Here is a 24,411-nt window from a genome sequence, read left to right as displayed (position 1 = left end):
GGCGCGGTTCTGCGTTCTGCGCCGACCGCCGCGCGTGTGCGGGGCGTTGGTCCGGGGCGTCTCTCTATCGAGGTGCGCTACCGGCGGCCCCGCCCAGCCATTTCAGCCCGTCGAGGAGGAACCGGTTCTGGGTCTCGCTCGCGAACGTCGACGACAGACGGGTGTTGGTGTCGTAGTTCATCGCGTTGTGGCCGAAGTTCGCGTACAGCATCTTGTACTTCGTGTTGGTCCACAGGATCGGGTATTAGCCGCTGTACCAGGACTGGTTGGGATCCGTCCCCAGCGGGAAACTGCTGGGGTCGACGGAGGCCAGGATCTTGATGTCCGGGTTCTGCCGTAGGTCCTTGGACCAGCTGTACCACTCACTGACCGCCGAGGTGAACTTGGCCGGCAGGTTCCGGGTGGCCGGGTGCGTACGGTCCTCGGTCTTGAGGACCGCCGTCGTCGGGCCCCAGGTGTTGGACTTGAAGTTGCCGCTGCCGAGGAACTGGTTGTGGTACCACGGCCAGGCCGCCGCGTCGGTCGTGAACGCCGAGACGTGCAGGCCCAGCCAGCCGCCGCCCGCCTTCATGTACCGCTCGAATCCCGACCGTTGGGCCGCGGTGTGCGGCGTGTCGTCGAGGAACAGGACGACCTGGTAGGAGTTCACGCCGCCGTTGGCGAGCAGGTCCCAGTTCTTGCTGGCGGTGTAGGTGAAGCCGTTCGCGGCGGCCTGCTTCGGGAACCAGTCGTTCGCCTCCTTGTCGAAGTCGATGTGCGCCGCGTCCCAGGTGCCGCTGTAGAGCGCGAGCACCTTGAACGGCGCCGCTTCCGTGCTCCCCGTGCCCGCTCGGGCGGCGGGCGGCGCGGCCAGGGCCAGCAGCGTCGCAAGGAGCAGGAGGACCCGCAGCAGGGTCACGCGGACGGAACCGGTTCTGATGGTGTGCATCTGCCGATCGATCCTTTCCATGCCGGTTACGGATAGGTGGTGAGGTAGGCGACGTTCGTGCTGGAGTTGGAGGGGCCACCGGTGTTGTTGATGATGTGGCTGATGGTGCCGACACCGCCGAGCGAGACGGTCACCATGTCGTGGAACTTGACCCCCGACACGTTCGGCACCTCGAAGGCGCGATCGGCGACCACGCTCGAGTTGGCGCTGAAGTAGCAGTAGCTGCCAAGTCCCCACGCCTCGTGGCTCGTGACGGAGGAGGCGACCTTGTAGGCGGGGTGGCCCTTTCCGCTGCCGTTCATCCAGGAGGCCTGGTTGGGCGGGTCGTAGGGCATCTCGTTCTGGAAGAAGTACGTACTGCCGCCGTTGCCGTTCCAGACGACCTGCGTCTTCTGGAAGTGCTCGACGAACAGGCCGTACGCGGTCACGTTGTTGCCGTTGACCACCAGGCCGGTGTCCGCCGTGTTGGTGTTCCAGCCGACCGTGCCGCCGTTGCCGTGGTCGGCCCGCCAGATCCAGGTGTGGTCGATGACCGTGTCGGCACTGTTGATCTCCAGTGAGTTGGTCGCCTTGCCGTTGGTGGCGCCGCCGATCCGGATGAAGACGTCGGACAGCTGGATCGGGTCGGCCGCGTGGGAGCCGGACGAACCGGAAGGGCCGATCCGCATCAGCGTCTGGGAGTTGGTGGTGCCCGCGTCGATCAGCAGGCCCGCCAACTGGATGCCGTCCACGTCGGCCGTCGTGACCGCGGTGATCCCGCCGTCCGGCACGAACGTGGCCAGACCCATGCCGAGCACCACCGTGTCGGGCCGCGTGATGTTGACCGTCTGGTTGAGGTGGTAGACGCCGGGGGTGACCAGCAGGTTCTTGCCTGCCGCTAGGGCCGCGTTCATGTCGGCCGCGGTGGCGCCCGGCTTGACGATGTAGAACTGGTCGATCGGCAGGGACTTGCCCGCCGGGGTCTTCCCGCTCCACGTGGTGCCGACGGCGTTGGACCGGAGCTCGGGCACGAACACCTTGTAGGCGCCCGCCCCGTCGACGTACAGGAACGGCTTCTCGCGGATCGTCGGGGAACTGGCGACGTTCGTGTACGTCGGGAAGGACTGGGCGGGCGCGCCCTGGTCGCCGACGAAGACCATGTTCCAGTTGGACCCCGACCAGCTGCCCATCTGCGTGTTGCGGGTGAGGAACTGCTGCTGGGTGCCGGACCGGATCTGCCCGTCGACCTTGGTGTCGGACATGAAGCCACCGCTGGACCAGCCGCCGTCGTCGAGGGCGAGGTTGCCGCGCACGTGCATGCGCCGGTAGGGGGCGGCCTGGGAGACGGCCCAGCGGTCGGTGCCGCCCGTGGGATTGACCGACATGTTCTCGGCGACGCGCCAGAAGTTCTGGGTGGCGTTGCCCTGGAACCAGTCGGCTTCCGCGTGCACGGACCCGTTGATGGTGACGTCGTCGGGCGAGAGGCCCAGCCCCGCGACCTGGGTGTAGAAGCCGACGTTGGCGTTCGCGCTATAGGTGCCCGGCTTGAACAGCATGGCTTGGCGGGCCGAGCCGAACTGGTTGGTCTCCTGCTGGGAGAAGACCGAGTTCAGCTTGGACTGGATGCTGGAGGTCGACATCGACGGGTCGAACACCGTCACGTTCGGGCCGAAGTCCGGAGTGCCCGGCGGGTTCGTCGTGCCGCCGCCCAGGGTGAAGGACTGCGCGGCGCTGCCGTTGCAGGTGTGCTGCACGAGCTGCACGCTGTCCGCGGTGGAGGCGCTGGGGACGTCCAGGCATTTCCCGCTGTTGCGGTTGACGAAGTGATAGGCGCCGTCGGCCTCGGCGACGGGCAGCCACTGCTGGTTGGTGCCGCCGGAGTACGTCCACAGCTGGACGGGCGCGGAGTCGGCGCCGGAGACATCGGTGACGTCCCAGGCTTTTGCGGCGTCCAGATTGCTGTTCACGCGGTAGTGGCCGTCGCTGGTGGTCGCCAGCTGCCACTTCTGGGCGGTACTCCCGTTGCATGTGTACTGCTGGACGGCGGTGCCGTCGGCGCTCGCCGCCGAACGGGCGTCGACGCACTTGCCGTTGCCCTTGTTGACCACGGTGGTGTACCCGGTCGGTATCGCGGCGGCGTCCGTACCCGCCGTGGTCTGCGCGCTCGCCGAGCCCTGCGCGGCGAACTCGATGCCGGTCACGGTGGTCGCCACGAGCGCGACCACGCTCAGAACCCTCGGTATCCGGTGACGGCGGGAGATCCTCTTGCGTCTTGAGAGGGGTCTGGGCACAGGTATGGGCAGGGTTCTGGGCACGGGTTTCTCCTGTGGGGGTGGGGATGGGGGATGGGGGGAGGGGGAGAGGGAGGGACGGAGCGCGTGCGTCAGCCGGTGTACTTGGCGAAGATGCCGGTGTACTGCCAGTTGCTCTGCGGCACGCCCGAGCAGCTGTCGGCGACGCCGCCGGTGCAGGGGCGGTCCCGGTTGACGGACCAGAACGTCAGCCGCGCCAGGTGGTGCTGTTGGGCGTACGCGAGAATGGTCTGGAAGTCGGCGACGGTGACCGTCTCGTTCTGGTCGGTGATCCCGTTCATGGAGGAGATGCCCATGACCCGGTACGCCTGGTCCTCGGTGTAGCCGTAGGCGTTCCTGAGGGCCGTCTTGAGGCCCTCGGCGGCGCGCTGGGTGAGCGTTCCCATGTTCTGCCCGGCGCCACCGAAGTCGAACGGCATGATCGTCCACCCGTCCACGCTCAGACCGGAGTTCGCGGCCCGGTTGATGAGGCTCGTGTCGGGCCCCGACTGCCCGGTGCCGATGGTGACGTACACCTTGATGCCCGGATTGTTGGCCCTGACGGTCTTGAGCGCGTCCACGGTGCGCTGCTGGACCGTCGGATTGCTGTACGCGTCGGCCTCGATGTCGATGTCGATCGCCTTGAGCCCGTACGCGTTGATGACCTTCTGGTACGCGCTCGCCAGCTCCCCGGCGCTGGAGCAGGAGCTCTCCAGCTTGTTGCCGCTGTAGCCGCCGAAGGACGGGATGATGTCGCCGCCGTTCGCCCGCACCGTGGTGACCGTCTGCTGGTCGACTCCGCCGGTCAGCGGACGGCTGCCGTCCCACTGCGGGTTGCAGTAGCCGTTACTGAGCACGAAGGCGAGGGTGAACCACTTGACGCCGGTCGCGTTCATGACCGTGACCGGGCTCGGCGGGTTGCCCCAGCCGTTGTAGATGTACGGGGCGACGGCCATCGGTGCGTCGGGCGTCGGGCCGCCGCCGGTGGGCGCGGTCCATTTCTGGTTGGCGGCGCCCGTGCAGGTCCAGAGCTGGATCGGGGTGGCGTTGGCCGACGTGTTGCCGGTGACGTCGGCGCACTTGTCGGCCTGGGGGTTGACGATGTCGCGGGCCGCGGAGACCGACCACTTCTGGTTGGCGCCGCCCGAGCAGTCCCACAGCTGGAGCTTGGCCCCGTTCGCGGTGGAACTCCCGGTGACGTCAAGGCACTTGCCCAGGGCCTTGATGGTCTGGTCGGAGCCGACCGTCCACTGCTGGGCGGCGGTGCCGTTGCAGTCGTAGAGCTGCACGGCCGTGCCGTTCGCGGAGCTCGCCCCGGCCACGTCGAGGCACTTGCCCGCCAGGCCCGTGATCGTGCCGGTGGCGGCGGAGGCGGGTGCGGCGCCGTAGACACCGGCGGAGAACAGGAGCAGTGCGGTGGTGAGCGCGCCGCGTATCGCGGTGGTGCGCGCGCGTGATGGTCCGCGTCCGGTCATCGGGAGATCACAGCCCTTCAGGGGAGGCCGGTGGTGGGGGCGTTCTCGGTGTGGACCTAGGTGACCTTGCGTACGGCTGCGCATGACTGTTCACGACTGTTCATGGCTGTTCATACTGATGAACAGCGACCGTACTGGCGAAACTGTGGCGACCGGGAACCTAAAGGTCTGAACCAAAGTCGTCAAGAGATGAAACCAAGATGGGTGCGAACGCGGCTGCGCTCGCGAGGAGTTGAACGCGTCGGTCCTGGACGTGGTCCCGGACGGCAGCCGACGCCGAGGCGGGCTCGGGTGCGGAGAATCCCGCCATGAACACGCTCTTCATCGCGTTCCTGATCCCGAGCGAGCGGTCAGGTCACGACCTGGGCGATGAGGTCGTGCACGAGGTATTCCCCCGGCGCGCAGTTCTCCTTGAGCCGGTGCATCTCGGCCGGACCGAACCAGCCGTACTCGGAGTTCTTCGACCACTCCAGGGCCGGACGGGACAGATCGCCGTCCACCTCGACGAGGTAGTCCGCCTCGCGCCGGAGCTCACCGCTGTCGTCACCGACCCACTGGATGACCCGCAACAGTCTGAGAACGCGGCGCAGACGCCAGCCGGTCTCCTCCTCGACCTCACGCGCAAGCGCTCCGAGCAGACTCTCGCCGGATTCGACGTGTCCTCCCACTACGTCCCAAGCACCGGGGAACAGACGCCGGTCGGGCCCACGCTTCTGCGCGAACGCCTCTTGCCGCTCGTTGAGGATGACCGCCCCGACGGTCCACAACTGGCCTTCCGTCATCGCGGGCACCTCGACGTCAGGGCCGACTCGAACCGTCTGGTCTCCCGTGGGCATGCCGCTCAGCGTAGTCGGAGCGCGGGCTGGGATACGGCCTGTCCGTGGAGACCGGCCACCGCGCCGGGCAAGGTCTGTGTCAGGGTGTCGAGCGATGGGCGTGGCAGCCCGTTGGCCTCCGCGCTGATGCTTGGCGTCACCAGTTTCCTGAGCTACCTTCCCAACGCTCCTGCCGGGCACAAGCCTGGTGGTGGCAGACCCAGGATGATCTGGCACTGCCTGACTTCGAGCGGGCCCGGCAGACTGATCCACATGACGCACAACAGCACGTACATGAAGGCAGTCACCATCCCCTCGTTCGGCGCCGCCGACGTCCTTCGCCTCGCCGAGGTGAAGATCCCCGAGCCCGGTCCGGGCCAGGTCTCCATAGACGTGGCGTACGCGGGAGCCAACTTCGCCGAGGTCCTTTACCGACAGGGTGTGGTGGACGTGCCGCTGCCCTTCGTGCCGGGCATCGAGGTCTCCGGCCGGATCCGGGCGCTGGGCCCCGGGGTCGAGGGTCTTTCGGTGGGCCAGCCGGTCGCCGCCCTGACCATCGTCGACAGCGGCGGCTACGCCGAGGTGGTCACCACGTCGGCGGACCTCGTCGCCCCTCTGGACGGCTACGACCTGAGTCTGGAGACGGCAGCGGCGCTTCCGTCCAACAGCACCACCGCCTTCTTGGTGCTCGACCGGGTGGCCCGCATCGAACCGGGTGAGAGCGTGCTTGTGCATGCCGCGGCAGGCGGCGTGGGAAGCCAACTCGGTCAGGCGGCACAGCAGTTGGGTGCAGGACGTGTGGTCGGCACCGTGGGCAGTGCCGCCAAGATCGAGACCGCCAGAGCCTTCGGCTATGACGAAGTGGTCCTGCGGGACAGCCTCGCCGATGCGGGCGAATTCGACGTCGTGGTCGACATGGTGGGTGGCCCGGCCCGCCGCTCCAGCCTGGACCTGCTGGCCTTGATGGGCCGACTGGTCGTGATGGGCAACGCTTCGGGCGCCGAGGATGTCGCCCTTTCGTCCAACGAGCTGTGGTTCGCCGGCAAGACCGTCTCCGGCTTCAACCTGGCCGCGTTCTCCGCCGCCTTCCCCGCCCAGGCGGGCCGGGCACTGCGTCGCGCCGTCGCGGCAGCGGCCGCGGGTCAGATGAAGGTACAGGTCGAAGCCCTCCCGCTGGAGCAGGCCGCCGAAGCGCACCGCCGCATCGAGTCCGGCTCCACCACCGGCAAGCTGGTGCTCGGCATCGACCCCACCGCCGTACGGTCATGACGGCGCCTTGAGCCAGCATGCCGCCGGGCCGAAGTCGGGCTCCTTGAGGCGGCAGAGCTCGATCGCGTGCGGGCAGCGGGGGTGGAAGCGGCAGCCCGATGGCGGGTCGGCCGGGTCGGGGACGTCGCCGGCGAGTTCGGCGGGCAGGGTTCCGAGGCCGTCGGGGTGCGGAATGGCCCTCAAGAGCGCCTGTGTGTACGGGTGTTGGGGTGAGGCCCAGAGGGCGGAGGTCTCGCCGACCTCGACGATTTTGCCGAGGTACATGACCGCGGTCCGGTCGGCGATCAGCCGGACCACGGACAGGTCGTGGCTGATGAAAAGAAGCCCGGCGCCCGCGTCCACGGCCAGGTCGCGCATGAGCGTGGCGACCTGGGACTGGGCGGAGGCGTCCAGGGCGGAGATGGGTTCGTCGCCGATCAGCAGACGGGGGCGGGCGGCGAGCGCACGGGCGATGGCGACGCGCTGGCGCTGACCGCCGGAGAGCTCGTGCGGATGGCGGGCGGCGAACGAGCGGGGCAGGCCGACGCGTTCGAGCAGGTCGGCCGGGGTATCGGGAGCGCCGCTGCGGACGCGAAGCCCGTCGGCGATCTGCTCGCCGACGCGGCGCCGGGGGTTCAGCGAGGCGTAGGGATCCTGGAAGACCATCTGGATGCCGGTCAGTTCCCTTCGGCGCAGGCCCAGCGGGGTGACCGGCCGGCCGTCGAACGTGATGGAGCCGCCCGCCGCCGCGTGCAGTCCGCAGACGGCGCGGGCCAGCGTCGACTTGCCGCACCCCGACTCGCCGACCAGGCCCACGACTTCGCCCGGGGCGACGGTGAGACCGGCTCCGGCGACCGCCCGGACGGCGGGCCGCCCGGGGGAGCGGTGCTCGACGACGAGGTCGTCGATGCTGAGCAGGGTCACGGCATGGCCTCCAGCAGCGAGCGGGTGTAGGGATGAGAGGGCGTGCGCAGCACGGAGTCCCGCGGGCCCGACTCCACGACCAGGCCGTCCCGCAGCACGCTCACCTCGTCGGCGATCGCCGACATGACGCCGAGGTCGTGGGTGATGAGCAGGATCGCGAGGCCGAGCTCGTCGCACAGGCCGCGCAGCAGTCGCAGGATCCCGGCCTGCACGGTCACGTCCAGCGCGGTGGTGGGCTCGTCGGCGATGAGTACCTGCGGGTCGCAGGCCATGGCCACCGCGATGGCGATGCGCTGGCGCATACCGCCGGAGAACTGGTGCGGGTAGCGTCGATACGCCTGCGCGGGGGCGGGGATGCGGACCTTGGCGAGGAGTTCCACGGCGTGTTCGCGCGCCTCGGCCCGGCCGAGACCCAGGTGCAGGCGCATGTGTTCGGTCAGTTGCCTGCCCACGCTCAGCATGGGGTGCAGGCTGGTGGACGGGTCCTGGAAGACCATCGCGATGTCTTTCCCGCGTACCTGGTTGAGCTCTTTGTCGGGGAGCCCGAGCAGTTCCCGCCCCGCCAGCTCTATCTGTCCGCTCGCCCGTGTGCCGTGCGGCAGGAGTCCCAGGACGGCGAGGCCCGTCATGGTCTTGCCCGATCCGCTCTCGCCGGCAAGACCGTGGACCTGGCCCTTGCGCAGGCCGAGGTCGACGCTGGACAGGATCTGCGTGCCGCGGATCGACACCCGTAGATCGGTGATCGTGAGGGTCACAGCGCACGCTCCTTGACGGTGCGGGCGGTTCGGGGGTCGAGGGCGTCCCGCAGCGTGTCGCCGAGGAAGTTGAACGCGAGGACCACCGTCAGGATCGCGAGGCCCGGGAACGTCGCCACCCACCAGCTGTCGAACACCTCCACCCCCGAAGCGACCATCGCCCCCCACTCCGCGGACGGCGGCTTGGCGCCCAGGCCGAGGAACGACAATCCCGAAAGGAGCAGCAGCGCGGTCCCGATGTCGAGCGTGGCGAGGACGAGGATCGGTGCCACCACGTTGGGCAGTACGTCCACCCGCAGCGAGCGCCACACCGAGAAGCCGAGCAGCCTCCCGCTGAGTACGTACTCCTGCTCGCGTACGGCAAGGACCAGGCTGCGGCTGACCCGTGCGTAAGCCGCCCAGGCCACGACGAGTACGGCGAGGACCGCGTTGGTGAGACTGGCGCCGAGCGCGGCTGCCACCACCATGGCCAGGATGATCGTCGGGAACGCGAAGACGAGGTCCGCGCATCGCATGATCGCCTCGTCCGCCCACCGGCCGAAGTATCCGGCGACAGCGCCCAGGAACCCGCCGATCAGCACGGACAGGGCGACCAGGAGCAGGGTCAGCGGGATCGACACGCGCGCGCCGTACAGGACCCGGCTGAGGATGTCGCGCCCGAGCTGGTCGGTGCCGAACCAGTGACCGGGGCCAGGCTCGGCGAGGCGGGGCAGCTCCTGGGCGAGGGGATCGTGCGGTGCCAGGAGGGGCGCGGCGGCGGCGATCACCAGCCAGAGGACGGCCACCACCGCTCCGATGACGGCTTGTGGCCGCCGCCATGCGTCGGGCAGTCGTCTCATCCGTGCGCGAAGCCGTTTCGCTGTGTGAGGAAGCCGCCCGGGCGCGGCAGTCGTGCGGCTCATCGCAGCCTCACCCGCGGGTCGATCACGCCGTACAGAACGTCCACGAGCAGGTTGATGGCCAGGTAGACACCGCTCACCACCAGGCCGACACCCATGATGGCGGGCAGGTCAAGGGCGGTGGCGCTCTTGAACGCATACTGACCGACGCCCTGCCACGCGAAGATCGCCTCGACAAGGACGGTGCCCGACAGGAGGCTTCCGAACGCTAGCCCCGCCACCGTGATGATCGGCACCAGAGCCGAGCGCAGCACGTACCGGAAGAGGATCACCCGGCCGGGCAGTCCCTTGGCCCGGCCCGCACGGACGTAGTCCTGGCCGAGCACGTCGAGCACGGCGCTGCGGGTGAAGCGGGTCAGCAGCCCGATCGTGTAGAGCGAGAGCACGAGGGCGGGCATGATCAGGTGGCCCAGTGCGCTGCCGAAGATGTCCCAGCGGCCGGCCAGCGCCGCGTCCAGCGTATACAGCCCGGTCAGGGGTTGTGGAGCGCCGAGGCCGGGATCGACGCGGCCGCTGCCCGGGGTCAGTTGCAGACGGTAGAAGAAGACGTAGAACGCCAGGAGCGCCAGCCAGAACGTCGGCACGGAGAGGCCGATCAGGCTCACCATCCGCAGCACATGGTCCGCCAAGCGGTTCCGGCGCAGGGCGGCGATCAGGCCGAACGCCACGCCCAGCAGCAGCGATATGACGATCGCGGCGCCCGCCAGCTCCAGGGTCGCGGGAACGAACTCCGCGAGGTCCTCGCTGACCGGCCGGTGAGACTGCTGGCTCGTGCCCAGATCGCCGCGCAGCAGCCCTTCCAGGAACAGCAGGTACTGCTGCGGGAGCGGCTTGTCGAGCCCGTGCTCGGCCCGCCACTGCGCCACGGCTGCCGGATCGCCGAGCGCCCGCTGCCCCAGATTCGCCGCCGCCGGGTCGCCCGGCACCATGCTCGTGAGGACGAACGTGACCAGCGTGACGCCCCAGGCCAGCAGGAGCGCGACGAGGACCCTGCGGACGAGGAACCGCAGCAGAGGTCTGCCGCGGCGCCGAACGCGTTTCTGCGTGGTCGTCATGTCCGTGGTCGCCATGTCACTTCGCGCCGAGGTCGGCGAGGTCGACGGTCCACACCGGGTGGTAGGCGAGGCCGGTCACCGAGGCGGCCGTCACGATGTTCTGGCCGGGCTGGAGGAGCGGGACGTACGGGCCCGAGTCGTTGAGCCGGGTCTGCACGTCGGCGAAGGCCTTCTTGCGCGCCTCGTCGCCGATCGCGGTGGCCGCCTTGTCGCCCATGGCCTCCAACTTCTTGTCCGCGCCCGCCTTCCAGCCGAGGCGCAGGGCCACCGGCTTGCCGGGCAGGAACACCAGGTAGCCGCTGGGGTCGGGGTGGTCGGGGCCCCAGTACCACAGACCCATCTCCTCTTTTCCGTTGCGGTAGTTGTCCGCCGCGGTGGTGAGCGGGGTGGGCTTGAGATCGACGGTGATGCCGACCTCCTTGAGATTGGACTGGACGCGCTCGGCCAGCGGCTGGAGGGACAGGCCGTTGACGGTGAGCTCGCTCGGGTACTCCAGCTCGACCGACGGGTCGCTGAGCCCGCTCGCCGCCAGTGCCGCCTTCGCCCCCGCGACGTCGCGTTCGGGCGCCTGCTCCGGCGGGAGCGCGCCGAGCAGCTGGGACGGGATGATGCCGGGCGCCTGCACCGACCCCTTGCCGGCCAGTTCGAGGAGCCCCTTGTAGTCGACGCCCTTGCGCACCGCCTCGGCGAACTTCGGGTTCGAAGTCGTCTTGCTCACCGCCTTGTTGCGGGTGGCGTGCAGGAAGATCACGTTGGCCGAAGCGGTCCGCTTCACCTTGAGCCCGGCGGGCATGTTCTTGGCCTGGTCGCCGGAGAGGTTCAGGGCGATCTGGCTGTCGCCGCGCTGCACGTTGAGCTTCTGGGTCGCCGCCTCGACGTTGCGTATGACGACCTTGTCGTACGCGGGCTTGGCGCCGTAGTACTTCTTGTTCGCGCGCAGCACGACCTGGTTGCTGACGTTGAAGGACTCGATGACGTACGGGCCCGAGCCGGCGGACGCCGAGTTGAGGTACTTCTCCGCCTTGTCCTTCGCGTCGGTGGTCGCACCGTGCGCCTTGGCGACCTTGCTGTTGAGGATGCCGAGCACCGGGTTCGGCAAGATGTACGGCAGCGCCGGGTTGGGCGCCTTCGACGTCAGCGTGATCGTGGAGTCGTCGGTCTTGGCCACCTTCACCCCGTCGAGCAGGAACGACGGGTTGCCCTTCAGGTCGCGCAGGCGGGTCAGGGAGAAGACCACGTCGTCGGCGGTGAGCGGAGATCCGTCGCTGAACCTCGCTCCCGAACGGAGTTCGAGCGTCAGGACCTTGCCGTCGTCCGACAGCACATACGACTTCGCCAGTGCCGGTACCGGCTTGGTCACATCGCCGCCGTCGAAGGTGAGCAGCGTGTCGTACACCGCCTTTCCCACGAAGAGGCCGGTTGCCTCGTACATCCGTCCGGGGTCGGCCGTCTTGAGGTCGAAGGACGTGTCGACGACCAGCGTCCTGTTGCCGGCCGACGGAGTGCCCGAGCCGCCGCCGGAACAGGCGGACAGCGCCAGAGCGGTGGCGAGCAGCAGGGCCGTCGAGTTGGTGCGGGGCGCCATGAGAGGACCTCCAGGTCGGACGGCAGCGCAAGGCAGTTGGGGTCCCGCAGACCGTGCGCGTCAGCCAAGCCGTGCAAGGTGTGCAGGTCATGAGGGGGGTAGCAGCGAACGCTAGGCCAGCTGCCGGGACGGCTCTTCGGGCCGTTGGACGAAGGGCGGTGCGCTCGTATGTGCCGGTGGACGAAGGGCGCCTGCCCTGTGCCCGTGCGGATCCCGGCCCGGTGGGTTCGTCCCACTGCACCAATGGGTGGGCGGGATTGTGTCCGGTAGCCCTTAGCCGCGGAGTGCCGCAGGTCGCGACCATGTCGGTTCCCGGAGGCACTGACTGCCCGGGAGCTCGTACCTGCCTGTCCCGTCACGAAAGGAAGCCCCATGTTCCGTCGTTCCAGAGCTGTCCTCATCGCGAGCATCGCGGCCATGGTCATGGCAGCGTCACCGGCCGTGTCCGTCGCCGAGCCGGCGCAGACCGGGACGGGCAACGACGCCGTCCAGCGTGTGCTCGACAAAGCGGTGAGCGAGGGTGGGGCGCCCGGCATTCTCGCCGAGGTCCAGAAGGGTTCCACCCAGTGGTTCGGCTCCGCCGGTGTCGCCGACACCACCACGAAGCGCAAGCTGCGGTCCGACGACCGCTACCGCATAGGCAGCACGACGAAGACGTTCACGGCCACCGTCCTGCTCCAACTGGTGGGCGAAGGGCGGCTCAGCCTCGACGACAGCGTCGAGAAGTGGCTGCCGGGTGTGGTGCGGGGCAACGGGCACGACGGAAGCAAGATCACCGTACGGCAGCTGCTCAACCACACCAGCGGCATCTTCAACTACACCGACGACCCCGAGGTCCTGGCCACTCTGGTCGGCCAGGGTTTCCTCGACCACCGCTTCGACAGCGTCCGGCCGGGGCAACTCGTCAAGACGGCGATGAGCCATGCGCCGAACTTCGCACCGGGTACGTCGTGGGCGTACTCCAACACCAACTTCATCCTGGCCGGGATGCTCGCGGAGAAGGTGTCCGGGCGCCCCCTCGCCGCCGAGGTGACCCGGCGGATCATCGTGCCGCTCGGCCTGTCCGACACCTATCTGCCGGGTCAGAGCACCAGCATCTACGGGCCGCACGGCAAGGCGTACTCCAAGCTCCTGGTGCCCGACCCCGCGGCCCCGGTGCATGACGTGACCGAGCTGAACCCCAGCTGGGCCGGCTCGGCCGGAGACATGATCTCCACGGCCGGCGACATCAACCGGTTCTACGGCGCCCTGCTCGGCGGCCGGTTGCTGCGTCCCGCCGAGCAGAAGGCGATGTTCACGGGCGTGCCGACCGTGAACTGGATCCCGAACACCCGGTACGGGCTCGGCGTGATCGCCCAGAAGCTGTCGTGCGGTGTGCAGGTGTGGGGACACGGCGGCACGATCCACGGTTCGCTGTCGTGGGCGATGGGGCTGCGCAACGGCTCGAAGGTCGCCAGCACGAACATCAACGGCGACTGGGTCGACCAGGGCGGCATCTCCACCGACCTGATGCAGGCGGTCTTCTGTCCCGCGACGGGTGCCGGTGCTGGTGCCGACGCCGACGCCGATGCGCGTTCGGAGCGAGCGCCCGCTCCTTCGGCGGCCCGCCCCTTGCAGCTCTTCTGATCCAGGATCAGCGGCCCTCTGCCCGCTTCGTCCGGAGCGTCCAGCACGTGGTGCGCTTCGGCCGAGGCGGGCGGGGCGCGCACCGGCTCCAGATCACGACCGTGAAGCGGCAGCCAGACCACGACATGAAGGAGACCACGCGATGAGTACGGGGGAGTTCCGTTCGTGGGAGTTCCAGGGTGCGGGTGTCCCGCGGTATGAGGAGCCAGGCGTGGGTGGCCTCGCCGTGGCGGCCGTGGCCGCGTCCGAGCTGGCTCAACGACGCTCCGGCGTGGCCATCAGGGAGCTGTCGCGGGAGACGGAGTTCCGGGCGGCCTGCGCCCTGCTCGACCGGGTCTGGCGGCCACCGGCGGGCAGCCCGCTCATCACCATGGCGCTGCTGCGGAGCTTCCAGCACGCGGGCAGCTATGTGGCCGGCGCGTACGAGGCCGACCGGCTGATCGGTGTGTGCGTCGGCTTCCTCGCGCAGGCCGGTCTGCACTCGCACATAGCGGGCGTCGACGCGCGGGCCCGTGGCCGGAACATCGGGTTCGCGCTGAAGGTCCACCAGCGGGCCTGGTCGCTGGAGCACGCCATCACCAAGGTGACATGGACGTACGACCCGCTGGTCAGCCGCAATGCCTACTTCAACCTCGCCAAGCTGGGCGCGGTCGTCCAGGAGTATCTGCCGGACTTCTACGGAGTGATGGACGACGGCGTGAACAAGGGCCAGGGCTCCGACAGGCTGCTGGTCGGCTGGGACCTGGCCGATCCGGCCGTCGCCGAGGGCTGCCGCCAACCGCACCACCACCAGGCGGCGCTGCCCCCGGAGGCGGCGACGGGGCTCGACGCGGACGCGGACGGGTTGCCCGTCCTCGGACCGCTTGACGCCCTCCGCCTCACGGTCCGTATCCCCTCCGACATCGAGGCACTGCGCGTCGAGCGGCCGGGAGCGGCCCAGGCCTGGCGCTCGGCGTTACGGGAAACCCTCGGCAGCCTCCTCGCGGAGGGCGCGACCGTCACGGGGTTCACCCGCGACGGCCGGTACCTCGTCGAGCGCAAGGCGGAGGGGTGAGGATCCCCGCTGTCACGGCCGGTCTCTGCTCGCCGTCCAGGTCGCGGTGTACTCCGCCAGCATCGACTCAAGGTGCCGCACCATGAAACGGTAGTAGTCGTGCATGTCGCGCAGCCGCTCGCGCTGCTCCTCGGACATGTCGGCGCCGCGTTCCTGCGCGTGCGTGGCGAGTTCGCGCAGTTCGGTGGTGGCGGCGACGATGTGGCGCAGGCAGCCGACCCAGGCGTCGTCGCGCCATCGGTAGACGAAGTGCCGCGCCCCTGCCTCCTTGTAGCGCTCCACGGTGCCGTTGGCGATGAGCAGCCGCGTCATCTCCGAGGCCGACCCCTTGCTGGCGTCCAGAGCCTCCTGGAGTTGGGTCAGGGTCAGCGGCTTGTCGCTCAGCATCAGCAGCCCTGCGGCGCGGCCTGCCATGCGCGGCCAGCCCATGGCTCTGCCCACGTGGGTGCCGAACTCCTCGACGAGCGCGTCGGGGGCGTCGGGCGCGTCGGGCGAGTCGTCTTTGCCGTGCTCGGCCGCCTGGGACACGGAACTCCTGGAAGTCAGTAGAAAATGAACGTTCAGTCTTGACTGAACTCGCTGCAAGGTCGATATTACAAGCTCTCCGGCCCGATACCTAGGCCACGTCATATCGCCCTACGGCGGGAGAAGAAGCATGACGAGCACGAACTGGGACGTCATTGTGGTGGGGGCGGGGTCCGCGGGCGCCGCGTTCGCGGCGCGCTCCGCGGAGAAGGGCAAGCGAGTACTCCTCGTGGAGGCGGGCCCCGACTACCGCTCGGCGCAGATGCACGAGGCGTGGCGCTCACCCAATCCGGCGGTCGCGCTGATGGACCCCACTGCGGCAGAGGGGCTGCTGTGGGCGGGCCTCAACTCCTCGCGCACCGACTCGCAGAAGCAAGCGCCGTACTGGCGCGGCAGAGGTGTCGGCGGCAGCTCGTCGATCAACGGGCAGATCGCGATCCGGCCCCCGATGGCGGACTTCGAAGACTGGAGCAAGCTCGGGTGCACGGGCTGGACCCCGGCGGATGTGCTGCCGTACTTCGCGAAACTGGAGGACGACGAGCAGTTCGGCGACGAGCCCTATCACGGCCGCGGCGGACCGACACCGATCCACCGGACGCCGCAGGACGAGTGGGGCGGCGTCGACACCGCACTGTCCCGCTCCGCCCTCGCGGCGGGGTTCGGCTGGGCCGCTGATGTCAACGCCCCCTCCTCGCACGGGGTTTCGCCCTACCCCATCAACTCCCGGGGAGGCCGCCGGGTGACGGTCAACGACGCGTACCTGGAACAGGCCCGGGAGTTGAGCACGCTGAGGGTGCTGGGCGACGCCCTGGTGGAGAAGGTGGTGTTCGCCGGGAACCGGGCCGTGGGGGTGCGGCTCATCATCGAAGGGCAGGCGACGACCGAGCACGCGGGCACGGTCGTGCTCGGTGCCGGCGTCATCCACTCACCCGCCATCCTCATGCGCTCGGGCATCGGACCCGCGTCGCACCTGCGCGCGCTCGGCATCGACGTGCGCCACGACCTGCCGGTGGGCCACGGCATGCAGGACCACCCGATGGCGCTGGTGTCGATCCCGCTGCGGGAGTCGGCGGCGGTCAAGACGCCGCACGACCGGCACACCAACGTCTGCGTCCGGTGGACCAGCGGCGACGGCGCCCCCGACAACGACCTGATGTTCGTCTCGCTCAACCAGAACGTGCTGGCGATGGCCGCCGCCGCGACCACCACCGCTTCCGGGGCCTTCGGAGTCTGGCTGAACCAGAACCACTCCCGGGGCGTACTGACGCTGGCGTCCACCGACCCCTTCGACCAGCCGCTGGTGCGGCAGCGGATGCTGTCCGACGAACGGGACATCCGCCGCATGCGCCACGGCATACGGGCGCTCGTCGACCTGGCGCGTCGACCCGAGACGGCAGCGATCACGGAAGGGTCGCTGGAGGAGGAGAACGCGGCTTTGTTCTCCGTCCTGGACAGCGACAGCGACCTCGACGCCTACCTGCTGACGACGGTCGTGGACGCCCAACACGGCACCAGCACCTGCCGGATGGGCCCGAGCGACGACCCCGGCACCGTCGTGGACAGCGAGTGCCGCGTTCTCGGCGTCGAGGGCCTGCACGTGGTCGACGCGTCGGTCTTCCCCTCCGTGCCCCGGGCCAACACCAACCTGGCCACGATCATGGCGGGCGAACTCATGGCCGACCGCATCGCCTGACACGGCGCCGCGCGCCCGACGGATCCCGACCTACCCCAACCGATCCCGGCCGATCACATGACGGAGATTCCCGATGAAGACCTTGCAGAACCTGACCGGTGGCGTCTGGGGGGACTCTTTCGATGGCGCGCTGCTCGACGTCGTCAACCCGGCGACCGAGGATGTCATCGCCCGCCTGCCCGGCGGCTGTCGGGCCGACGTGGACCGGGCGGTGGCAGCGGCGGTGAAGGCGCAGCCCGCGTGGGCGGATCTGCCCGTGACCGAACGTGTCGCCCACATCTCGGCGTGGGCCGACGCCGTCGCCGAGCACGCGGACGAACTGGCCGGGCTGGAGTGCCGGGAGATGGGCAAGCCGGTCGGCATCGGCCGTACGTTCATCGACGGGGCGGTCGCCGGCCTCAAGGCATCCGCGGCCCAGGCGCTGTCGTACGGCTTCGAGGACAACATCAGCCATCCCGACGGCAGCGCCACGAAAGTACTGCGCCATCCGCTGGGGGCCACCGCGGTGATCACGCCGTGGAACTTCCCCGTCGCCATGGTGCTCGGCGCACTCGGCCCGCTGCTCGCCGCAGGCAACACCGTGGTCGTCAAACCCTCCGAGCGATCACCGTTGTCGGCCGTACGGCTCTTCGAACTGCTCGACCTCCCGCCAGGCGTGGTCAACCTCGTACTCGGCGACGCGCGTGCCGGAGAGCCGCTGGCCGAGCACGCGGACATTCAGCTCGTGCACTTCACCGGATCCGTCGAGGCCGGCCGGAAGGTCGGTGCGGGAACCGGCAGGCTGCTGCACCGCGCCGTCCTCGAACTCGGCGGCAAGGACCCCGTCATCGTCGACGCCGGCGTCGACCCCGGAGCGACGGCGGCAGCAGTGGCGTTCGGCGCCTTCATCAACACCGGGCAGATCTGCACGTCCATGGAACGCATATACGTGCACCAGGACATCGCCGAGGAGTTCGTCGAGGCACTGGTGGAGGCGGCGGAGACGTACGCCGTCGGCGACGGACACGACGAGGGCGTCATGATGGGCCCCCTGGTCGACGAGCGGCAACGCGCCACGGTCCGCCGGCATGTCGCCGACGCCGTCGAGCGCGGGGCGACACTCCGTGCGGGGGGAGTCGAACCGGACGGCAAGGGCTTCTTCTACCCGGCCACGGTGCTGACCGGCGTCGACGAGTCGATGCTGGTGATGACCGAGGAGACCTTCGGACCGCTGGCCCCCGTCGTGGTCGTCGCCTCCTTCGAGGAAGGGCTCGAGCGTGCCGCCCGGTCCCGCTTCGGCCTCGCCGCCACCGTCTACACCCACGACCCCGACCGTGTGGCCGCAGCCGCCCGGATCCCCGCGGGCGTCGTCTGGATCAACCAGTGGCAGGGCGGCGGCCCCGAACGCCTCTACGAACCGGCCGGCGACAGCGGCATGGGCGCCACCGGCGCGAGCGCGGCCTACGACGCCGCCACCCGCCCGTCCTGCGTGCACATCGCCGCCGAGGCCGCATCGTGAGGTCCGCGCGGATGAATCCGAAGTCCGACACCAGGAACAACACCAAGACCGACACCAATACAGACGCCAAGACCGTCATCCAGGAGCGGATCCGGTCCGCGGAGCGCGACCTGCTGCAGCTGTCCCATCGCATCCACGCCCATCCGGAGCTGGCCTTCGAGGAAGTCCAAGCCAGCGCCTGGGTAGCCGAGCACCTGAGTGCGGCCGGCTTCGACGTCGAGCACGGCTGCTACGGCCTGCCCACCGCGGTCCGCGCCACCGTGGGCTCCGGGCCGCTGCACATCGCCTTCTGCGCGGAGTACGACGCGCTGCCGGACATCGGCCACGCCTGCGGGCACAACATCATCGCCGCGGCCGCGGTGGGCGCGGGAGTCGGCCTCGCCGCTCTCGCCGACGACCTCGGACTGACGGTCACCGTGCTCGGGACACCGGCCGAGGAAGGCGGCGGCGGCAAGATTCTGATGCTCGAACGCGGAGCCTTCGACGGGCTGGACGCCGCCATGATGGTGCACCCCGCAGCCGCCGAGATGGACGCCATGCCCGGCACCGCGGTCTCCCAGTTCGACGTCCACTACCGCGGCACGCCCGCACACGCGGGCGCCTACCCCGAGCGCGGAGTCAACGCCGCCGACGCCATGACCGTCGCCCAAGTGGCCATCGGACTGCTGCGCCAGCAGACCGCGAGCGCGGACCGCGTCCAGGGCATCGTCACCGAAGCGGGCAGCGCGGCCAACGTCATCCCGGACACCAGCCGAGGCCGCTGGATAGTCCGCTCGGACACCCTGGACGCGCTCGCCCCCCTCGCAACTCGCGTGGCACGCTGCTTCGAAGCCGGAGCACTGGCCACCGGGTGCGAACTGACCGTGAGCCCCGTCGGCCCCGACTACGCCGACCTGCGCCCCGACCCCACGATGCTGGCTCTCTACCGCGCCAACGCCGAAGCCCTCGGCCGTACTTTCCCGGACCTGCCCGGCGGCGCTGCCGTCGGAGCCGCCACCGACATGGGCAACGTCTCCCACGCCGTGCCCACCATCCATCCCATGCTCGGCCTCGACTGCGCGCCCGCGGTCAACCACCAGCCCGAATTCACCGCCGCGTGCGTCACACCGGCCGCCGACCACGCCGTCCTCGACGGCGCCATCGCGATGGCCTGGACCGCCGCCGACCTCGCCGCTGCCTCCGACCGCTTGTCGTAGCCAGTCGCGGCCCGTTCGGTCCCCGAGATTACGATGAGCCCCCTGGCAGCGGGCGCCTGCGAGGGGCGACTCGTGCCGGAGACGGAAGGAACGGGCTGTGGCCGACGACCTGATCGATGTCGTGATCGCCGACGATCAGGAGTTGGTCCGGGCCGGCTTCGAGATGATCCTCGATGCCCAGCCGGGCATCCGGGTCGTGGGTGTGGCCCGCGACGGTGTCGAGTGCGTCGAGCTGGCCCGACGGCTGCGCCCCACGGTGGTGTTGGTCGACATCCGCATGCCGCGCATGGACGGCTTGGAGGTCACCCGCACCCTGGCGGGGGAGCGGCCCGGCGAATCCGCGATGAACGTCGTCGTGATCACCACCTTCGACCAGGACGACTACGTACGCGACGCGCTGCGCTACGGAGCCTGCGGCTTCCTGCTCAAGGACGCTCCGCCCGCGCTGCTCGTGGAGGCGGTACGGGCGGCCTCTCGCGGCGACGCGCTGGTCTCGCCCGCGGTCACCGTGCGGCTGCTGCGCGGGCTGCGGCACCGGGCCGGCGGTGAGGAGCAGCAGGAGGCCGTCGGGCTGAGCAGCCGGGAGACGGACATCGCCCGCCTCGTCGCAGTGGGACGTACCAACCAGGAGATCGCCGAGGAGCTGTTCCTGTCGCTGTCGTCGGTGAAGACGTACCTGGCCCGGGTCCAGGCCAAGGTCGAGGTCCGCAACCGCGTGGAGATCGCGGCCTGGGCGTGGGAGAACGGTGTGGTCACCTCGCGGGACCAGCGTCCATGAGGGGGCGCGGCAGTGCGGCCACCACCTCCCACTGACCGGAGCTCGTGACACCGGCCCGGAACGTGCCCTCGAGCGCCTCGACGCGCTCCCGGAGCCCGATCAGGCCGAAGCCGCTGCGCCCGCCCGCCGGATCGTCCGCCTGGCGCTGCCCCGCGCTGTTGGTCACCGTCACCCGCATCCAGCCCGGGTCGGCGTCCAGACGCACCGTCACCCGCTCGCCCGGGGCGTGCCGCAGCACATTGGTCAGGGCCTCCCGGGCCACCCGCAGCACCGTCGCCTCGGCCTCCGGGCTGAACCGGCTCGTGCGGACCGCGGCGCTCGCCTCGAGCCGGGCCGCCGGAGCGTCGGGCCGGCGCCGGGAGAACTCGCCGACCAGATCCCCGAGTTCGGCGAGCAGATCGCCCGGCCGCAGCGCCTGATGGTCGTCCTCGCGCAGCACCCGTACAAGGCGCCGCATCGACTCCAAGGTCTCCGTACCGGACCGGGCGATCGCCTCCAGGGCCGGTTCGACCTTCTCGGGCGCGGTCGCGTGGACGGTCCTTGCCGCGTTGGCCTGCACGATGATGCCCGTCATGTGGTGGGCGATCAGGTCGTGCAGATCACGGGCCAGAGCCAGCCGCTCGGCGTGCCGCACATCCCGTACGGCACGCTGCCGACGGGCCTCGGACGCACGGACGACGCACCCCATGGCGATGCCGAGCGAGAGCAGGATCGTCACCATGTAGCTGCCCCCGACGAAGCCGTCCAGCGTCCGGGTGCGCAGCGTCTGCATCAGCATCCCGACGGCCAGGGCGGTGACCGTCCACGCCGTGGCGCGGGTGCTGTGGACCTGGGCGAGTGTCCGGATGATCAGGAACAGCAGCGCGAACATCTCCAGATACCCGAAGTCCGTCCCGCTCACCGGCACGAACAGGCAGACGCAGCTGAGCGTGAAGGACATGGCGGCCGCACCCACCGCCCGCACCGGCAAGGGCAGTGGGCGGTGAATGCCGGGCAGCGCGAGCGCGGCCAAGGGACCGGTGACGAACACCGGCAGCCAGCTGGTGGGCGCGATCGGCGGCTCGGTCACGAACAGCAGCACCAGGATGTCGGCAGCCCACAGCAGGGCCAGTGACCCCACCGCGGCGGCGGAGACGACACGGCGGACGCCGGGCAAGAACGGAAGCTTCCAGTCCACGCCACCAGCCTAGGGAGCCGGACGGCTCCCGTGGTGTCGGCCGGATGACCGACACGGCACGCGGCACTCCGTACTCAGGGCTGACGCCGCGCCGCCGCGGGCTGCCCCAGCATGGTTCGGGGGCACGGACGTTCCCCCGGCGCCGATGCCCCGCCCCCGGCCCGTCGACGACGACGGGCCGGGCCCGGCCCTCTCACCCTCGGCGCGTTCCTGACGTACGGAGTCTGTTGCTCTCATGGCTACTTTCCTGCACCGGCTCGGGCGCGGCGCGTTCAAGCGCCGCTGGCTGACCCTGCTGCTCTGGGCGGTCGTACTCGGCGCCGCGGGCGTCGCGGCGGCGGGCAGCAGCGGCAGCAGCAACTCGAACATCACCCTGCCCGGCATCGAGGCGCAGAAGGCGTACGACGTGCTCGGCGAGAAGTACCCCGCGGCCAACGCCGACGGGGCGAGCGCCCGTGTCGCCGTCCGGGCACCCGAGGGGGAGAAGCTCGCCTCCGCCGAGCCACGAGCCGAAGTCTCCGCACTGCTCAAGGACTTGCGGGGCTCCTCGCCGCGCGTCGCCTCGGTCGCCGATCCGTTCAAGGCGAAGACCATCAGCGCCGACGGCACCACCGGCTACGCCCAGGTCACGTACAAGACCAAGCCCGCCGAACTGACGGACGCGGATCACAGCCACCTCGACGACGCCCTTGACGCGGCACGCGGTCAGGGCCTGACCGTGGAGGCGTCCGGCAGCGCGCTGGCTCCCGCCGAGGCGAGCAGTTCCTCCGAGGCGATCGGCTTCGTGCTCGGCGCGCTGATCCTGATCGTCACCTTCGGCTCGTTCGTCGCCGCCGGGATGCCGCTGCTGACCGCTCTGCTGGGTGTCGGCATCACCACGAGCGCCATCACCGCGCTCACCACGGCCCTGGATCTCAACAGCAGTACCTCGTCGCTCGCGACCATGCTGGGCATCGCGGTGGGCATCGACTACTCCCTGTTCATCGTCTCCCGCTACCGTTCCGAGCGGGCCCTGGGCCACGACGCCCGCGAGGCGGCCGCGCGGGCGAACGGCACCGCGGGTTCCGCGGTGGTCTTCGCCGGTCTGACCGTCGTCATCGCCCTGGTCGGCCTGGCCGTGGTGAACCTGCCCATCCTCACGGCCATGGGCATGGCCGCCGCCGGTGCCGTCGTCGTCGCCGTCCTGGTGGCCGTCACCCTGGTCCCGGCCCTGCTCGCCTTCGCCCCCGAGCGCGTCCTCGGCCGCCCCTCCCGCAAGAAGTCCACCCGCCCGAAGAGCACCGGTGTGAAGCCGCCCCTGGCGGAGCGCTGGGCGGACTTCGTCCTGCGCCGCCCGTGGAAGGTCCTGCTCTTCTCGGTCCTCGGCCTCGGTGTGATCGCGCTGCCCGCGACCAGGATCGAACTGGGTCTGCCCGACGACAGCACCAAGCCCACCGCCACCACCGAGCGCAAGGCCTACGACATGCTCGCCGAGTCGTTCGGCCCCGGCTTCAACGGCCCGCTGACACTCGTCGTCAGCGGCAGTGACCCCGCCTCCACGAAGACAGCGGTCGGTCAACTCAACGGCAGTGTCAAGGACTTGAAGGACGTGGCCACCGTCGCCCCGGCCACGTACAACCCGACCGGTGACACCGCGATGGTCACCCTCGTCCCCAAGAGCTCGCCCGCGAGCGAGGCGACCAAGGACCTCGTCCACACCATCCGCGACCGGGCCAAGGACGTCCAGACCTCCACCGGCACCCAGGCCCTGGTCACCGGCACCACCGCGATGAACATCGACGTGGCCTCGAAGTTCGCCGCCGCGATCATTCCCTACCTGGCGCTTGTCGTCGGCCTGGCCTTCCTGGTCCTGATCCTCGTCTTCCGCTCGATCCTGGTACCTCTCAAGGCGGCGCTCGGCTTCCTGCTGTCCGTCCTTGCCTCTCTCGGCGCGGTGGTCGCGGTCTTCCAGTGGGGCTGGCTCAAGGACCTGTTCGGCCTGGAGACCACCGGCCCGATCATGGGCCTCATGCCGATCCTCCTGGTCGGTATCGTCTTCGGCCTCGCCATGGACTATCAGGTCTTCCTCGTCACCCGGATCCGGGAGGCGTACGTCCACGGAGCCGACGCGCGCCAGGCGGTCACCGAGGGCTTCAGGCACAGCGGCAAGGTCGTCATCGCGGCGGCGCTGATCATGACGGGTGTCTTCGCCGGGTTCATCGGGGGCGACGACGCCATGATCAAGTCGCTCGGCTTCGGCCTGGCCATCGGTGTCGTCTTCGACGCGTTCGTGGTCCGCATGACCATCGTGCCCGCGGTCCTGGCCCTGCTCGGCCAACGGGCCTGGTCGCTGCCCGGCTGGCTCGACCGGCGCCTGCCGCACGTCGACGTCGAAGGCGAAAAGCTCGGCGACACGGCCTCCGAGGTCAGCGAACCCGCTCCCAGGGAAGCCGACAGCGCGCCGATCCGGTGAGTACGCGGCGTGAGACAGCGGGCTGCACGCGCTGATGTTCCGCGTCGCGGAAGAACAACCCGACCTCGCAATGCCTGCACAAGGCCCCCCGGCGCCCCCCGGATGTCCTGGCCCGCACCGCCACCGACCCGGATGAGCCCTGGCTGCCGGGAAAGGCACTCAGCCAACTGGGCCGCGAATCCATGCAGTTTCTGGACTTCGCACCCAGTCGGGTCCCGGAGCCAACGGTCCTCGCAGGCCCGGCACCGGAGTCGGCGATCGGCTTCGGCCCGGCTCCCGCCCCGGTCCTGCCCCGTGCGTGTACAGCGGCCGCCTCGCCTCCGCGTGCAGCCCGGGATGATTCTTACCCACTACTCCGGCGTCGACGGCAAGTGGGTCAGCATGGACGCGTTCACTACGCCCGAAGGGGACACAGCGGAGAGCTCGATCAGCCGGTGGACAAGTCCACCGGCTGATCG

At 69.8% G+C, this 24,411-nt stretch carries 18 protein-coding genes and 1 pseudogene; 8 read left to right on the top strand and 11 right to left on the bottom strand.

All coding sequences use genetic code 11. The features are described from left to right. Nucleotides 1-70 precede the first annotated feature (70 nt). From ACFUPX_RS40630 to ACFUPX_RS40615, 4 genes and pseudogenes are all read right to left on the bottom strand, one after another. Nucleotides 71-928, bottom strand: a pseudogene (locus ACFUPX_RS40630) (ThuA domain-containing protein); the annotation flags it as partial. Nucleotides 929-954: 26 nt separating this feature from the next. Further along, the gene (locus tag ACFUPX_RS40625) at nucleotides 955-3,132 is read right to left on the bottom strand and encodes an RICIN domain-containing protein (protein ID WP_383334142.1); all 2,178 of its coding nucleotides are present in this window, start codon (nucleotides 3,130-3,132) and stop codon (nucleotides 955-957) included. Between the two features lie 158 nt (nucleotides 3,133-3,290). Then, nucleotides 3,291-4,673 carry a ricin-type beta-trefoil lectin domain protein gene (locus tag ACFUPX_RS40620; protein ID WP_383334140.1) on the bottom strand — a complete coding sequence of 461 codons (1,383 nt, stop codon included), beginning with the start codon at nucleotides 4,671-4,673 and terminating at the stop codon, nucleotides 3,291-3,293. Nucleotides 4,674-5,023: 350 nt separating this feature from the next. Then, nucleotides 5,024-5,509 carry an NUDIX hydrolase gene (locus ACFUPX_RS40615; protein ID WP_383334138.1) on the bottom strand — a complete coding sequence of 162 codons (486 nt, stop codon included), beginning with the start codon at nucleotides 5,507-5,509 and terminating at the stop codon, nucleotides 5,024-5,026. A gap of 252 nt (nucleotides 5,510-5,761) precedes the next feature. Here ACFUPX_RS40615 and ACFUPX_RS40610 point away from each other — a divergent pair, with 252 nt between their 5' ends. Continuing rightward, on the top strand, nucleotides 5,762-6,757 hold the full coding sequence (locus tag ACFUPX_RS40610) for a zinc-binding alcohol dehydrogenase family protein (RefSeq protein WP_383334136.1): 996 nt from the start codon (nucleotides 5,762-5,764) through the stop codon (nucleotides 6,755-6,757). Here the strand turns inward: ACFUPX_RS40610 and ACFUPX_RS40605 are convergent. Genes ACFUPX_RS40605 through ACFUPX_RS40585 form a run of 5 tightly spaced genes read right to left on the bottom strand, consistent with a single transcriptional unit; the run spans nucleotide 6,752 to nucleotide 11,954 of the window. Continuing rightward, on the bottom strand, nucleotides 6,752-7,660 hold the full coding sequence (locus ACFUPX_RS40605) for an ABC transporter ATP-binding protein (RefSeq protein WP_383334134.1): 909 nt from the start codon (nucleotides 7,658-7,660) through the stop codon (nucleotides 6,752-6,754). The genes ACFUPX_RS40610 and ACFUPX_RS40605 overlap by 6 nt on opposite strands. Further along, nucleotides 7,657-8,415 carry an ABC transporter ATP-binding protein gene (locus ACFUPX_RS40600; protein WP_383334132.1) on the bottom strand — a complete coding sequence of 253 codons (759 nt, stop codon included), beginning with the start codon at nucleotides 8,413-8,415 and terminating at the stop codon, nucleotides 7,657-7,659. The genes ACFUPX_RS40605 and ACFUPX_RS40600 overlap by 4 nt, the downstream gene beginning before the upstream one ends. Beyond that, nucleotides 8,412-9,254 (bottom strand): ABC transporter permease, encoded by an 843-nt coding sequence (locus ACFUPX_RS40595; protein ID WP_383334130.1) that lies wholly within the window; start codon nucleotides 9,252-9,254, stop codon nucleotides 8,412-8,414. Before ACFUPX_RS40595 ends, ACFUPX_RS40600 begins: the two co-directional genes overlap by 4 nt. 59 nt (nucleotides 9,255-9,313) lie before the next feature. Beyond that, a complete protein-coding gene (locus tag ACFUPX_RS40590) occupies nucleotides 9,314-10,369 on the bottom strand; it encodes an ABC transporter permease (protein WP_383334128.1) in 1,056 nt (351 codons plus the stop codon). A 16-nt stretch (nucleotides 10,370-10,385) separates the two neighbouring features. Continuing rightward, complete coding sequence (locus ACFUPX_RS40585) at nucleotides 10,386-11,954, bottom strand: ABC transporter substrate-binding protein (protein ID WP_383334126.1); 1,569 nt, start codon at nucleotides 11,952-11,954, stop codon at nucleotides 10,386-10,388. Nucleotides 11,955-12,326: 372 nt separating this feature from the next. Here ACFUPX_RS40585 and ACFUPX_RS40580 point away from each other — a divergent pair, with 372 nt between their 5' ends. Both ACFUPX_RS40580 and ACFUPX_RS40575 read left to right on the top strand, forming a co-directional pair. Then, nucleotides 12,327-13,580 carry a serine hydrolase domain-containing protein gene (locus tag ACFUPX_RS40580; protein WP_383334124.1) on the top strand — a complete coding sequence of 418 codons (1,254 nt, stop codon included), beginning with the start codon at nucleotides 12,327-12,329 and terminating at the stop codon, nucleotides 13,578-13,580. 142 nt (nucleotides 13,581-13,722) lie between these two features. Then, a complete protein-coding gene (locus ACFUPX_RS40575) occupies nucleotides 13,723-14,634 on the top strand; it encodes a GNAT family N-acetyltransferase (protein ID WP_383334123.1) in 912 nt (303 codons plus the stop codon). 12 nt (nucleotides 14,635-14,646) lie between these two features. Here the strand turns inward: ACFUPX_RS40575 and ACFUPX_RS40570 are convergent, their stop codons facing one another. Next, nucleotides 14,647-15,162, bottom strand: a complete 516-nt coding sequence (locus ACFUPX_RS40570) for a GbsR/MarR family transcriptional regulator (protein WP_383334121.1) — start codon at nucleotides 15,160-15,162, stop codon at nucleotides 14,647-14,649. Nucleotides 15,163-15,289: 127 nt separating this feature from the next. Between ACFUPX_RS40570 and ACFUPX_RS40565 the strand changes: the two genes are divergently transcribed. From ACFUPX_RS40565 to ACFUPX_RS40550, 4 genes are all read left to right on the top strand, one after another. Further along, on the top strand, nucleotides 15,290-16,852 hold the full coding sequence (locus tag ACFUPX_RS40565) for a GMC family oxidoreductase (protein WP_383334118.1): 1,563 nt from the start codon (nucleotides 15,290-15,292) through the stop codon (nucleotides 16,850-16,852). A gap of 73 nt (nucleotides 16,853-16,925) precedes the next feature. Next, complete coding sequence (locus ACFUPX_RS40560; protein WP_383334116.1) at nucleotides 16,926-18,350, top strand: aldehyde dehydrogenase family protein; 1,425 nt, start codon at nucleotides 16,926-16,928, stop codon at nucleotides 18,348-18,350. An 11-nt stretch (nucleotides 18,351-18,361) separates the two neighbouring features. Further along, the gene (locus ACFUPX_RS40555; RefSeq protein ID WP_383334115.1) at nucleotides 18,362-19,546 is read left to right on the top strand and encodes a M20 family metallopeptidase; all 1,185 of its coding nucleotides are present in this window, start codon (nucleotides 18,362-18,364) and stop codon (nucleotides 19,544-19,546) included. Nucleotides 19,547-19,643: 97 nt separating this feature from the next. Then, entirely contained in the window at nucleotides 19,644-20,324 is a 681-nt protein-coding gene (locus ACFUPX_RS40550; protein WP_383334113.1) for a response regulator, read from the top strand. On the opposite strand, the gene ACFUPX_RS40545 is transcribed toward ACFUPX_RS40550, so the two are convergent. Beyond that, nucleotides 20,299-21,501 carry a sensor histidine kinase gene (locus ACFUPX_RS40545; protein WP_383334111.1) on the bottom strand — a complete coding sequence of 401 codons (1,203 nt, stop codon included), beginning with the start codon at nucleotides 21,499-21,501 and terminating at the stop codon, nucleotides 20,299-20,301. The genes ACFUPX_RS40550 and ACFUPX_RS40545 overlap by 26 nt on opposite strands. Nucleotides 21,502-21,736: 235 nt before the next feature. Between ACFUPX_RS40545 and ACFUPX_RS40540 the strand changes: the two genes are divergently transcribed. Continuing rightward, complete coding sequence (locus tag ACFUPX_RS40540) at nucleotides 21,737-23,953, top strand: MMPL family transporter (protein WP_383334109.1); 2,217 nt, start codon at nucleotides 21,737-21,739, stop codon at nucleotides 23,951-23,953. The last annotated feature ends 458 nt before the right edge of the window (nucleotides 23,954-24,411 follow it).

Origin of the sequence: Streptomyces sp. NPDC057302 (genome assembly GCF_042667685.1) — a bacterium.
Lineage (GTDB): Bacteria > Actinomycetota > Actinomycetes > Streptomycetales > Streptomycetaceae > Streptomyces.
Note: the sequence above shows the minus strand (reverse complement) of the source record. Positions and strands in the feature narration are given on the sequence as shown.